Genomic DNA, 12012 nt, shown 5'->3' with positions numbered 1-12012 from the left:
AGAGATGACCCCGAGCCAGAGCTCCGAGAGTGCCCCGCCCGTCACGCCCGCACGAGGAGGCGCTCGGTCCCGTCTGCGGTCGAGACTGGCCGAGCGGGCCGCCGACCAGCGGGGCGACGTGCCGGGCTGGGTGCTCGTCACGGTGATGACCGCGGGCCTCGTCGCCGCCCTGCTCCGCTTCGCCGAGCCCGAGCTGGTCAACATCCTGAGGACGGCCCTGGGCAGCGTCACGCCCGCGCCCGGGTCCTGACGACCTTCGACGACCTTCAGCGACGGCTTCAGACGACATGGGACGACGGGCGGGACGGCGCGGCGAGGAGGGGGCCGCGGTCGTCGACTTCGTGCTGATCCTGGTGATCCTCGTGCCCCTGGTCCTCGGGATCCTCCAGGTGGCTCTTGTCCTGCACGTGCGCAACACGGTCGCCTCCGCGGTGGCCGAGGGTGCCCGGTATGCCGCCACTTGGGAGGCGACCCCCGAGGACGGCCTGGCGAAGGCTTACGAGCAGTACGCCGGTGCCCTCTCGCCGGACCTGGTCGGCACCCCGCGGGTGGAGCTGGTCGAGGTCGAGGGGCAGCCGGCCTATCGGATGACGGCCGAGGTCAAGGTCCCGGCGTTGGGGCTCGGGGGACCGGCGATCACCTTCGAGGTGAGCGGCAACGCCGTGATCGAGCCCGACCCCCGTCGTCAGGTCCCGCCCCGGGGCCCGGCGGGCGGGGACGCGTCATGAGCGGCGCACCGCGCGCGACGGGGCGCGACGAGCGGGGGAGCGCGCTGGTCGAGTTCGTCTGGCTCGGCATCCTGCTGCTGGTGCCGCTGGTCTGGATCGTGGTCTCGGTCTTCGAGGTCCAGCGTGGGGCCTTCGCGGTGAGTGCCGCCGCCCGGGCCGCTGGTCGGGCCTACGCGCTCGCTCCCGACGAGGAGACCGCGCTGCGGCGGGCCAGGACCATCGCCCAGCAGACGCTCGACGACCAGGGCGGCGAGGGCATGCGTGCCGAGGTCGCGGTCACCTGCAGCAACGGTCCCGGGCGGTGTCTGGAGGGCACGTCGGTGATCACCGTGGTGGTCGTCTCGGGCGTCGCCCTCCCGGCGATCCCCGACGCCCTGAAGGGCGACGGCCGGTCGAGCTTCCGGCTCGAGGCGAGCCACACCGTCCCGGTCGGGCAGTACGTGCAGAGCGGAGGGTGAGGCGACCGATGGAGCCGACGGGCAGGTCGCCGCGCCGAGGCGGCGACGACGAGCGCGGCCAGATCTCGTTGCTGATCATCGGGTTCGCGGCGATCCTGCTGCTCGCGATCGCCGTGGTGATCGACTCTTCGGCGGCGTACCTGCAGCGACAGGGGCTGGACACCCTCGCGGACGGGGCCGCGCTGCAGGGCGCCGACCTGGGCGCCACGGGTGTCTACGGCGAGGGGGTCCCCGAGGACCGGCTCCGCCAGGGGCGCGGCTCCGTGGACGAGGCCGTGCGCGCCTACCTCGAGCTGGTCGGAGCGCGGAAGCGCTACCCCGGGCTGACCCACTCCGTGCAGGTCGACCCGGCAGCCGGGCTGGTCCGGGTCAGGCTCACCGCCCCGCTCGACCTGCCGCTGAGTGTCCCGGGCCTCACGGAGCCTCCGCTGGTCTCGGCGACGGGCTCCGCCGCGGTGACGGTGCAGCGGTCCGGCTGAGGGGCCCTGAGAACCCCCGAGCATGGTCGGACTCCCGCCAGGCGCCGCCCCGGCGATCCTCGCCGACCAGCGCGGCGACCTCGACACCCACCTGCCCGTGGGAGCCGGCCACTGACCCCCACGCCGGCGCGCGACTCCGTACGGTGGGTGGGATGATGGGCGAGTTGACGGACGACGTGACGGCTGACGTGTCGGAGGCTGGGTCCGACCCTGGGCCAGAGAGCCGGGCCGGCGGGCTGCGCTGGGGAGTGCTGGGCACCGGAGGCATCGCGCGACGCTTCGCCGAGGACCTGCGGGCCGACGGCCACACGGTGCAGGCGATCGGGTCCCGCACCCTGGGATCCGCCGAGCGGTTCGCCGGGTCCGTCGCGGGATCGGGGGCCGGCCCCGGTCGCCCGCTCACGGTCCACGGCAGCTACCAGGCGCTGGTCGCCGACCCGGAGGTCGACGTCGTCTATGTCGCCACGCCCCACGTCTTCCACGCCGAGCACGCGCTGCTCGCCCTGCGTGCGGGCAAGCACGTCCTCCTCGAGAAGCCGTTCACCCTCAACGCGGCCCAGGCCAGGGCGGTCGTCGCCGAGGCCCGGGCGCGGGGCCTGGTCGTCCTCGAGGCGATGTGGACCCGTTTTCTGCCGCACATGGTGCGGCTCCGCGAGATCGTGGCGGCCGGCACCCTGGGCGAGCTCCGCACCCTGGTCGCCGACCACAGCCAGCAGCTCTCGGACGATCCGGCCGGCCGGCTGCTGGACCCCGCACTCGGCGGCGGGGCCCTGCTCGACCTGGGGGTCTACCCGGTCTCGCTCGCCTGGGACCTCTTCGGCGCTCCGGTCACCGTCGACAGCAGGTCGCTGCCGACGCCGACGGGGGTGGACCGCCAGACGGCCCTCATGCTCACCCACGCGCGGGGGGAGCAGTCGGTCCTGCACACCGCCCTCGACGTCGCCGGGCGCAACGACGCCGTCGTGCTGGGGACGCGGGCGCGGGTCGAGATCGCCCCCACCTGGTACGCGCCGACCACGCTGCGGGTCATCGCCACGGACGGCACCCTGCTGGAGGAGTACGACGGCCGCGGGCCTGGCCGCGGTGCGGGCCGAGGGATGCATCACCAGGCGCGGGAGGTCGAGCGTCTGGTCCGCTCCGGCCTCACGGAGTCGCCGCTGCTGCCCGGAACGCAGAGCATCGCCGTGATGGAGACGCTGGACGAGGTCCGTCGGCAGATCGGTCTGGTCTATCCGGGCGAGGAGTGAGCACGGGCCGGGCTACGGTGTCGGCGTGTCCTGACCTCTCGACGACCGGAGACCCGAGATGCCTCGTGCCGGACGCCGCACCCACGCGCGGCTCACGCCCCCCGCGATGCTGCCCGTGCTGCTGATGCTCACACTGCTGCTTCCGGCCGCGGGGGCGGCCCAGGCCGGGAGCCCCGGGAACAGCGCGAGCACCGGGAGCAGCGCGACCACCGGAAGCACCGCGAGCAGCGCGGCGGGTCAGGAGGCCGCCGCCGGGGCCAGCCGGGCGGCCACCGGCAGGCGCTACGCCAAGAAGGCCCTGCACGCGACCAACGCCCACCGCAGCCAGCAGGACCTCCGCGCCTTCCGCACCCACCGCTGCCTGATCAGGGCGGCCCAGGCGCAGGCGAACGCCATGGCGGCCAGCGCCACGCTCTACCACCAGGAGCTGGGCCCGGTGCTGCGCCGCTGCGGGATGCGCACGGTGGGGGAGAACGTGGCGATGGGCTATCGCTCCGGCCGGGCCGCGGTCCGTGGCTGGATGGACTCACCCGGCCACCGCGAGAACATCCTGCGGCGCGAGTTCCGCCTGATCGGGATCGGCGCGGCCAAGGGTGGCGACGGGATCTGGTACTCAGCCCAGGTCTTCGGCGCGCGCTGACCGAAGAGCTCCCGAGAGACCACCGTGGGAGACCCCCGTGATCAGTGGGACGAAATACCCTGAATTGGTCACAACAAAAAGGGGGTCCCTGGGGTCACACTGTCGAGCCTGCAGGACCAGGTGCCTGCAACCGACGAGGGAGAAGAACCCCATGAAGCGCACCATCATCAGCACCGCCGCAGCCGCGGCGCTCGTCTCCATGACGCTGGTGGCCGCCCCGGCCGGCACCGCGGCGCAGGCCCAGGCGAAGCCGCCGAAGGAGGCGAAGGTCCGGGTCGCCGTCGACCAGGAGGTCGCCGTCGCGGGGGAGGACACGCTGCGGTTCACCGGGTGGGTCCGCCCCAAGGTCAAGGGCCAGCGGGTGGTCCTGCAGCAGCGCCTGGAGGGCAGGACCCGGTGGTCCAAGTCCAGCTCGACCCGGCTCCGGGCCAGCGGCCGGTTCACCCTCGAGGACACGCCCAGCGCTCCCGGGACCCGCTACTACCGGATCCGCAAGAGCCCCGGCAAGGGCGCGAAGGTGGCCTTCAGCGACGAGCTCAGGGTGGTCGTCTACCGCTGGGAGAACCTGACCTGGCGCGACTTCGGACCCAAGGTCAACGTCGACCCGGGCTTCGTCCACATCGGGGCCCAGGGCTACGACAACAGCCTGGTGACCAAGGAGCCCGGCGACGGCACCATCGAGTTCACGCTGGGCGGGAAGTGCACCTCCCTCTCCGCTACCTACGGGCTGACCGACGCCAGCGCCACCGGGGCGACCGGCACCGCCAAGCTCGAGGCCGACGGGGTGACCAAGGTCTGGGAGGACCTGACGGTCGGGGCGATCAAGCAGCACACCAGCGACATCACGGGTGCCTACCGGGTGCTCTTCCGCTTCGGCGCCAGCGCCACGCCCGCGGGTCAGGTCGCCGCCGCCGACGTGAAGGTCCTCTGCACCAAGTGAGCGCGCCCGACGCCGCCGGTGACCGTGGCGGAGCCCCGACCTCGAGGACGGGTTTCGACACGGCACCGGCGGCGCCGTAGGGTGGCTCCTTGTGGCAGGCACCGACTTCGACGCGCAGATCAAGCAGCTCCGGGCGACGATGCACACCATCGGGCAGGTGCTCGACCTGGACGCGATGCGCTCCGAGATCGCCGACCTCGGCGACCAGGTCGCGGCCCCCGACCTGTGGGACGACCAGGCCAACGCGACCCGGGTGACCGGGCGCCTCTCGATGCTCCAGGGCGAGCTCGACAAGTTCACCGGCCTCAGCGAGCGCATCGACGACCTGGAGATCATGGTCGAGCTGAGCCAGGAGGAGGGCGACGCCGAGGCGCTCGCCGACGCCGAGACCGAGCTCGAGCGGATCAAGAAGTCCGTGGAGTCCCTGGAGATTCGCACCCTGCTCAACGGGGAGTACGACGCCCGCGAGGCGCTGGTCAGCATCCGCGCCGGTGCCGGAGGCGTCGACGCCGCCGACTTCGCCGAGACGCTCATGCGGATGTACACGCGCTGGGCCGAGCAGCACAAGTACCCCGTGGAGGTCTTCGAGACCTCCTACGCCGAGGAGGCCGGCCTCAAGTCGGCCACCTTCGCCATCCACGCCCCCTACGCCTACGGCACCCTCTCGGTCGAGGCCGGGACGCACCGCCTGGTGCGGATCAGCCCGTTCGACAACCAGGGCCGTCGCCAGACGTCGTTCGCCGCCGTCGAGGTGGTGCCGGTGCTGGAGCAGACCGACGAGATCGACGTCCCCGACGAGGAGATCCGGGTCGACGTCTACCGCTCCGGCGGCCCCGGCGGCCAGTCGGTCAACACCACCGACTCCGCGGTCCGGCTGACCCACATCCCGACCGGCACGGTCGTCTCCTGCCAGAACGAGAAGTCGCAGCTGCAGAACAAGGCCTCCGCGATGGTGGTCCTCAAGGCCAAGCTCCTCGCCCTGAAGAAGGCCGAGGAGAAGGCCCACCTCGACGAGATGCGCGGCGACGTCCAGGCCAGCTGGGGGGACCAGATGCGCAACTACGTGCTGAACCCCTACCAGATCGTCAAGGACCTGCGCACCGGCTACGAGGTCGGCAACCCCAGCGCGGTCTTCGACGGCGACCTCGACGGCTTCCTGGAGGCCGGGATCCGCTGGCGCCGGGGCAGCGACAGGGCCGAGGAGAACTGATCCCGGTTCTGCCCGGGACGGCCGCGGCGGGCCTGGCTCCGGGGCTCCCGGTGGTGGCCCGAATCACCCGCGTGGTCTCCCTCACGGCGTACGTCGGTCACCGCCCTGGCGCGGCGCCCCCACCCGCTGGCACCCTCGCGTACCCTCGGGTCACGTGATTCGATTCGAGAAGGTCACCAAGGCTTATCCAGGGCATCCGCACCCCGGTCTCGACCAGGTCTCGGTCGACATCGAGAAGGGCGAGTTCGTCTTCCTGGTCGGGTCTTCGGGCTCCGGCAAGACGACGTTCCTGCGCCTGGTCCTGCGCGAGTACAAGGCGACCTCGGGTCGTGTCTACGTGGCCGGCAAGGAGATCAACCGGCTGGCCAGCTGGAAGGTGCCGCGGCTGCGCCGCGACATCGGCACCGTCTTCCAGGACTTCCGGCTGCTCCCGAACAAGACGGTGAGCGAGAACGTCGCCTTCGCGCTGCAGGTGATCGGCCGGTCACGCTCCGACATCAAGACGTTGGTCCCCGAGACCCTGGAGCTGGTGGGCCTGGAGGGCAAGGGCGACCGGATGCCCGACGAGCTCTCGGGTGGTGAGCAGCAGCGGGTCGCGGTGGCGCGGGCGTTCGTCAACCGGCCGATGATCCTGATCGCCGACGAGCCCACCGGCAACCTCGACCCCACCACCTCGGTGGGGATCATGAAGCTGCTGGACCGCATCAACCGCACCGGCACCACCGTGGTGATGGCCACCCACGACGCCGGGATCGTCGACCAGATGCGCAAGCGGGTGATCGAGCTGGAGAACGGCCGGGTCATCCGTGACCAGTCCCAGGGCGTCTACGGCGTCCAGAACTGACGAGAGGCAACAACCCCCCATGCAGCTGCGTTACGTCTTCTCCGAGCTCGGCCAGGGGCTTCGGCGCAATCTGTCGATGCATCTCGCGGTGATCCTCACGCTCTTCGTCTCCCTGACCCTCGTCGGGCTCGGGGTGCTCCTCAACCAGCAGGCCAACAAGGCGGCCGACCACTGGGGCAGCCAGCTCCAGATCACCGTGTGGCTCTGCAAGGCCGAGGACAGCTCGGCCGCGTGCACCGGCGAGGTCACCGACGCCCAGCGCGACGCCCTGGTGAAGGTGGTGGAGGAGAACCCCGAGGTCGCCGGCTACCACCTGGAGTCCAAGGAGGAGGCCTTCGAGAAGGTCAAGGAGCTGGTCGGGCCCGAGCGGTTCGAGGGACCCAACCCGGCGGCGACCGCCGAGGACATGCCCGAGTCGGTCTGGATCGAGCTGAAGAACGCCGAGGAGTACGAGGGGATCGTCTCCGCGGTGCGGGGGCTCGACGGGGTCTCCGGCATCCGGGACATGCGCGAGACGCTCAAGCCGATCTACGGGTCGATCAACGCGCTCAAGTGGGGAGCGCTGGGCACCGCGGCCTTCCTGGTGCTCGCGGCGCTGCTGCTGGTCGGCAACACGATCCGCCTGGCGGCGTTCGCCCGGCGCAAGGAGATCGGGATCATGCGGCTGGTGGGTGCCTCCACCCTCTACATCGCGCTCCCGTTCCTCCTCGAGGCGCTCGTCACCGCCCTGGTCGGCGTGGCGCTGGCCGCGGGGGCTCTCGGCGCCTTCATGTACTTCGGGATCCACGAGCGGACCGCGGACGACCTGAAGTTCATGCCGTGGATCGGGATGGGGGAGTACGGCACGGCGGTGGCGGCGATCGCGCTGCTCGGTCCGGTGCTCACTCTGCTGCCGACACTCGTGCTGACCCGCAAATACCTCAAAGTCTGACTCCGCTCGGTTACCGTCGTCGCGTTCACTTCCCCGAACATCGAAGGCAACCCGGTGCGTCTCTTCCCCCGTACCACGCGTCGCCGTGCGGGCTCCGCGCTCCTCGCGAGCACGCTGGCGCTCGGCGTGCTCGCTGTCGGTGAGCTCGCCGCACCCTCGGCGTCCACCACCGCGCAGGCCCACGCGGGTCTCGCGCAGGCGGACTCCGACGACCTCAAGAAGAAGAAGAACAAGGTCGCCGAGCGGATCGAGGAGGCGGAGTCGGAGCTGCACTCCTCCAGCCGCCGCATGCAGCGGGCCAGCGCCGCGCTGGCCTCGGCCCGTGACCAGCTCGGCGCCGCCCAGGTCGCCCTCGCGGCGGCCGAGGCCAAGGTCGCGACCGCCGAGGAGCGCGACGCCCGGATGCAGGCCGAGCTGGTGCAGGCCACCGCGGCGCTCGAGCAGGCGCAGGCGGAGCTCGCCGCCGGCCAGGCGGAGCGCGCCGTCCAGCGCGACCAGGTGGCGGCCACCATCGCCGACATGTACCAGCAGGGCGATCCCCAGCTCCTCGCCTTCGCCTCGCTGCTGGACGCCAGGACCCCCGCCGACCTCACCCGCCAGACCGAGATGCGCGACGCGATCGTCGACCGCGAGGCGCGGGTCTACCAGGAGCTGCAGGCCTCCGAGGTGCTGCTGGCGGTGCGTGAGGACCGCGTCGCCGAGGCCAAGGCCGAGGTCGAGGTGAAGCGGAAGGCCGCGGCCGACCACCTCGTCGAGATGCAGGGCTACCAGGCCGAGGCGCAGGCGGCCGAGGAGTCGGTCGCCGCCCTCGTGGGGGAGCGGCGCACCGCGCACGTGGAGGCGGCCGCCGCCCGCCGGGCCGACGAGGCCAAGCTGGCCCAGCTGGAGCGCGAGGAGCAGGCGCTCGCGGAGAAGCTGCGGCAGCTGGCCCTGGCGGCACTGCGCGCCCAGCGGGCCCGTGCCGCCCAGCAGAGCGGGCCGCCGGGCAACAGCGGCGGCTTCCTGAACCCGCCGGTGGGAGGAGGCACCCTCTCCTCGCCCTTCGGCTACCGCTCCCACCCGATCTACGGCTACTGGGGCCTGCACGACGGTCAGGACTGGGCGGCCGACTGTGGCCAGCCGCTCTATGCCGGCGCGGACGGCCGGGTCGTCTCCTCCTACTACTCCGCGGTCTACGGGAACCGCCTGGTGATCGACCACGGTCTCGCCGCGGGCCGCGGGCTCGCCACCGTCTACAACCACGCGACGAACTACACCGTGGGGCCGGGCGCCAGCGTGCAGCGCGGTCAGGTCATCGGGTACGTCGGCAGCACCGGCTGGTCCACCGGCTGCCACCTGCACTTCACCGTGATGGCCAACGGCCGGGCCGTCGACCCGCGCGGCTGGCTCTGACCGCTCCCTCTGACCCGGGCGGCCCGTCCGGCGTCCGTCCGGTGTCCGCCCGGGGAGAACCCGCTTGCGGACTGTTGAGAGGATGAGCCCCATGGTCAGGGAGCAGGGCACCAAGACGATCGCGCAGAACCGCAAGGCGCGTCACGACTACCACATCGAGGACACCTGGGAGGCCGGCATCGTGCTGGTCGGCACCGAGGTGAAGTCGCTGCGCCAGGGTCGCGCGTCGCTGGTGGACGGCTTCGCCGAGGTCGACGGGGGCGAGGTCTGGCTGCACCAGGTGCACATCCCGGAGTACACGCAGGGCACGTGGACCAACCACTCCTCGCGCCGCAAGCGCAAGCTGCTGCTCAACCGCTCCGAGATCAGCAAGATCGAGCGCAAGGTCTCGGACTCCGGCTACACGCTGGTGCCGCTGCAGCTCTACTTCAAGGACGGTCGCGCCAAGGTCGAGATCGCGCTGGCGAAGGGCAAGAAGTCCTACGACAAGCGTCACTCGCTGGCCGAACGGCAGGCCAACCGCGAGAAGGAGCAGGCGGTCCAGCGGCGCCTCAAGGGCTACAAGGACTGAGGGATGCCCGCACCCGAAGGCTCCGCGGCCCCTACGGCCCCTGCGACTGTGGGGGACTATCGGCACGGACAGGACGCGGCGGATGTGCGCGCGTGGACCGAACGCCTGGGTCTGCCCGGGCTCTTCGACGTCCACACCCACTTCCTGCCGCCGCGGGTGATGGCGAAGGTCCGTGCCCAGTTCGACTCCGCCGGTCCGCTCATCGGGCGGCCGTGGCCGCTGCGCTACCGCGACACCGACGAGGCGCTGGCCGCCGTGCTGCGCTCCTTCGGCGTCCGCCACTTCTCGGCCCTGCCCTACGCGCACAAGCCGGGGATGGCGGAGTTCCTCAACGACTGGGCGCACGACTTCGCGAAGCGGACGCCGGAGGCGCTGCACTGCGGCACCTTCTTCCCCGAGCCGGGTGTCGCCGACTACGTGCGCCGCCGCCTCGAGGACGGACTCGAGCTCTTCAAGGTGCACGTGCAGGTCGGTGCGTTCCACGTGACCGACCCGCTGCTGGACGAGGCCTGGGGGGTGGTGGCCGAGTCGGGGACCCCGGTGGTGCTTCATGCGGGCAGCGGACCCATCCCCACGGCGTACACCGGACCCGGGCCGGTTGCCGAGCTGCTCTCGCGGCACCCGGAGCTGGCGCTGGTGATCGCGCACCTGGGTGCCCCCGAGTACGCCGAGTTCATGACGCTGGCCGAGACGTACGAGCACGTGCGGCTGGACACCACCATGGCGTTCACGGACTTCTTCGACGAGACGGGCGGTCCGTGCCCGGACGCTCTGCTGCCACGGCTCGGCGCCCTGAGGGAGAAGGTGCTGCTGGGATCCGACTTCCCCAACATCCCCTACCCCTACGTCCACCAGCTGGAGTCGCTGGAGCGCTTGGGTGAGCGGCATGCCGGGCTCGACGGCGCGTGGTTGCGCGCCGTCTGCTGGGAGAACGGCGTCCGCCTCTTCGGTCGCTGAGGCCCGACCCGGCGCGAGTCCGGTTCGGTCGCTGAGCTGCAGGTCGTCCGCTGCGGGGTCCTACCGACGCCGGCTGTAGCGGATGTCGCCGTTCGGCAGGCGCTCGTGCAGGTAGCGGTCGTCGTGGATCGCATGGTGATGGTGGGCGCAGAGGAGCACGCCGTTCTCCAGGTCCGTCGGCCCGCCGTGGGACCACGGGAGCAGGTGGTGGGCCTCGCACCAGGTGGCGGGGATGTCGCAGCCCTGGGCGCGACAGTGGGTGTCGCGCAGTGCGAGGGCGCGGCGCTGGGCGGGGGAGAAGAGGCGGGCCGTGAGTCCCAGATCGAGGACGTGGGAACCGGTCCCGAGGACGGCGGGGACGAGGTCCGCGGTGCACGCCAGGCGGCGAACCTCGCCGGCGCTGATGGTCTCGCCGGTGGCAAGGGTGCCGTGGCCGACTCCTCGGGTCAGGGTCTGGAGGTCGAGGGTGATGACCAGGGTGGTCGCAGTCCCGCCGTGCAGTGGGAGCCGGCCGGGGTCGAGTCCTTCCAGGAGTGAGCAGAAGGCCTGCCCCAGCCGGAGGGGATAGGGCAGAGCCTCCCCGGTGGCGTCGGGAGCGCGGTGCGGCCCGTCGGGCCCCCCGGCCGCTGCGCCGGCCGCGAGCTCCTGCTGCTTGCGCGGGTTGGTGAAGGCCTCGAGCGTGGTCAGCAGCCGGGCGGCCACGCCCTCGGGGACCCGTGCCTTGATCAGGGCGGTGCCGTCGCCCATCCGCTGGGAGGTGAGCGTGGTGTGGCGTCGGGCGTGACGGTCCTGGTCGGCGAGCCGCCGGGCCTCCGCGTCGTCGGCCAGGTGCGGCGCGATCACCTTCAGGATCTTGGCCCCCAGCCGGGCCAGGTCGCGGGGGCCGAAGCGGGCCGCCTCGTCGACGAGGTGGGACTCGGCCCGGACCAGCAGGTCGCCGATCCGGTCTCCGGTCATGGGCGGGGTGACGGTGGCGTCGTCGGCGAGGTCGTGCAGGGTGCGGGCGAGGTCGTCGAGGCTGCGGACGATCGCCTGCGCCTGCTCGAGGTTGACCCCGCCGGTGGAGAGCGCGCTGCCGACCTGCCGCCACCGGAGGTCGCAGGCCTGGGCGAGCCGTTGCTCACGTCGGGCCGGGCCGCTGTCGTTCCGCGTCTGCCGGGCGAGCCACGACGCGATGTCGCGATAACCCTCGGCCTCCGCCACGTCGCCTGCCGCGGTCATGAGGCGGAGCTTGAGAGCGGTCACGCGCGAGGTCAGCCGGTCGAGGGCCACCAGGGCCTCGCGCTTCGCGGTGACGTCCATGAAGACCGGGTCGAGAGCCGCCACGTCCGTGAGGGCACCCTCGATCGCCGATATGCACCCGAGCACCGGGTGCGCGGTGGGACACGACGGGGGAGTCTTCACGATGGCCTCCGACAGGAATCATGGGCAGATTCCCCGGACAGCAACGGGGACCGGAGTGCTCCTGGTCGATCCGCGCATCATCGTGGGGTGGTACGAGCCGAGCCCTCCGCGGAGCCGGCCAACGTCAGCGACCTTGTGATGTCTCGGGACATTGGTGACAGTTCTGGGTCAGGACATCGGTGACGGTTCATGTCTCATGACTTGGGTGACG

General features: G+C 71.8%; 14 protein-coding genes. 13 read left to right on the top strand and 1 reads right to left on the bottom strand.

Annotated features, from left to right (window positions below):
• The first annotated feature begins 4 nt into the window (after positions 1-4).
• The 13 genes from AC3X7R_RS00070 to AC3X7R_RS00010 all read left to right on the top strand — a co-directional run bounded on the left by AC3X7R_RS00070 (position 5) and on the right by AC3X7R_RS00010 (position 10397).
• Positions 5-250, top strand: a complete 246-nt coding sequence (locus tag AC3X7R_RS00070) for a hypothetical protein (protein ID WP_489963501.1) — start codon at positions 5-7, stop codon at positions 248-250.
• A gap of 37 nt (positions 251-287) precedes the next feature.
• Positions 288-728, top strand: coding sequence for a TadE family protein (locus AC3X7R_RS00065; protein WP_489963500.1), 441 nt, complete (start codon positions 288-290; stop codon positions 726-728).
• Positions 725-1186, top strand: coding sequence for a hypothetical protein (locus tag AC3X7R_RS00060; protein ID WP_489963499.1), 462 nt, complete (start codon positions 725-727; stop codon positions 1184-1186). The genes AC3X7R_RS00065 and AC3X7R_RS00060 overlap by 4 nt, the downstream gene beginning before the upstream one ends.
• A gap of 8 nt (positions 1187-1194) precedes the next feature.
• Positions 1195-1665, top strand: a complete 471-nt coding sequence (locus tag AC3X7R_RS00055) for a Tad domain-containing protein (RefSeq protein ID WP_489963498.1) — start codon at positions 1195-1197, stop codon at positions 1663-1665.
• Between the two features lie 155 nt (positions 1666-1820).
• Positions 1821-2912 (top strand): Gfo/Idh/MocA family protein, encoded by a 1092-nt coding sequence (locus AC3X7R_RS00050; RefSeq protein ID WP_489963497.1) that lies wholly within the window; start codon positions 1821-1823, stop codon positions 2910-2912.
• Positions 2913-2970: 58 nt separating this feature from the next.
• Entirely contained in the window at positions 2971-3552 is a 582-nt protein-coding gene (locus AC3X7R_RS00045; RefSeq protein ID WP_489963496.1) for a CAP domain-containing protein, read from the top strand.
• A gap of 151 nt (positions 3553-3703) precedes the next feature.
• Complete coding sequence (locus AC3X7R_RS00040) at positions 3704-4492, top strand: hypothetical protein (protein ID WP_489963495.1); 789 nt, start codon at positions 3704-3706, stop codon at positions 4490-4492.
• A gap of 91 nt (positions 4493-4583) precedes the next feature.
• Positions 4584-5702: a peptide chain release factor 2 gene (gene prfB / locus AC3X7R_RS00035; protein WP_489963494.1), complete on the top strand. Its 1119-nt coding sequence runs from the start codon at positions 4584-4586 to the stop codon at positions 5700-5702.
• Positions 5703-5856: 154 nt separating this feature from the next.
• On the top strand, positions 5857-6546 hold the full coding sequence (gene ftsE, locus AC3X7R_RS00030) for a cell division ATP-binding protein FtsE (protein WP_489963493.1): 690 nt from the start codon (positions 5857-5859) through the stop codon (positions 6544-6546).
• A gap of 19 nt (positions 6547-6565) precedes the next feature.
• Positions 6566-7477, top strand: coding sequence for a permease-like cell division protein FtsX (gene ftsX / locus AC3X7R_RS00025; protein WP_489963492.1), 912 nt, complete (start codon positions 6566-6568; stop codon positions 7475-7477).
• A 54-nt stretch (positions 7478-7531) separates the two neighbouring features.
• Positions 7532-8869, top strand: coding sequence for a peptidoglycan DD-metalloendopeptidase family protein (locus AC3X7R_RS00020; RefSeq protein ID WP_489963491.1), 1338 nt, complete (start codon positions 7532-7534; stop codon positions 8867-8869).
• A gap of 91 nt (positions 8870-8960) precedes the next feature.
• The gene (smpB, locus tag AC3X7R_RS00015) at positions 8961-9440 is read left to right on the top strand and encodes an SsrA-binding protein SmpB (RefSeq protein ID WP_489963490.1); all 480 of its coding nucleotides are present in this window, start codon (positions 8961-8963) and stop codon (positions 9438-9440) included.
• An 84-nt stretch (positions 9441-9524) separates the two neighbouring features.
• Entirely contained in the window at positions 9525-10397 is an 873-nt protein-coding gene (locus AC3X7R_RS00010) for an amidohydrolase family protein (RefSeq protein WP_489963489.1), read from the top strand.
• 60 nt (positions 10398-10457) lie between these two features.
• Here the strand turns inward: AC3X7R_RS00010 and AC3X7R_RS00005 are convergent, their stop codons facing one another.
• Complete coding sequence (locus AC3X7R_RS00005) at positions 10458-11801, bottom strand: HNH endonuclease signature motif containing protein (protein WP_489963488.1); 1344 nt, start codon at positions 11799-11801, stop codon at positions 10458-10460.
• Positions 11802-12012: the final 211 nt, after the last annotated feature.

The sequence above is a fragment of the Nocardioides sp. Z22_16 genome, from assembly GCF_058134365.1.
Note: the sequence above shows the minus strand (reverse complement) of the source record. Positions and strands in the feature narration are given on the sequence as shown.

Excerpts from the sequence above, each read along its gene's own strand:
- AC3X7R_RS00070 (WP_489963501.1), top strand. The coding sequence starts at position 5 with ATGACCCCGAGCCAGAGCTCCGAGAGTGCCCCGCCCGTCACGCCCGCA.
- AC3X7R_RS00065 (WP_489963500.1), top strand. The coding sequence starts at position 288 with ATGGGACGACGGGCGGGACGGCGCGGCGAGGAGGGGGCCGCGGTCGTC.
- AC3X7R_RS00060 (WP_489963499.1), top strand. The coding sequence starts at position 725 with ATGAGCGGCGCACCGCGCGCGACGGGGCGCGACGAGCGGGGGAGCGCG.
- AC3X7R_RS00055 (WP_489963498.1), top strand. The coding sequence starts at position 1,195 with ATGGAGCCGACGGGCAGGTCGCCGCGCCGAGGCGGCGACGACGAGCGC.
- AC3X7R_RS00050 (WP_489963497.1), top strand. The coding sequence starts at position 1,821 with ATGGGCGAGTTGACGGACGACGTGACGGCTGACGTGTCGGAGGCTGGG.
- AC3X7R_RS00045 (WP_489963496.1), top strand. The coding sequence starts at position 2,971 with ATGCCTCGTGCCGGACGCCGCACCCACGCGCGGCTCACGCCCCCCGCG.
- AC3X7R_RS00040 (WP_489963495.1), top strand. The coding sequence starts at position 3,704 with ATGAAGCGCACCATCATCAGCACCGCCGCAGCCGCGGCGCTCGTCTCC.
- ftsX (WP_489963492.1), top strand. The coding sequence starts at position 6,566 with ATGCAGCTGCGTTACGTCTTCTCCGAGCTCGGCCAGGGGCTTCGGCGC.
- smpB (WP_489963490.1), top strand. The coding sequence starts at position 8,961 with ATGGTCAGGGAGCAGGGCACCAAGACGATCGCGCAGAACCGCAAGGCG.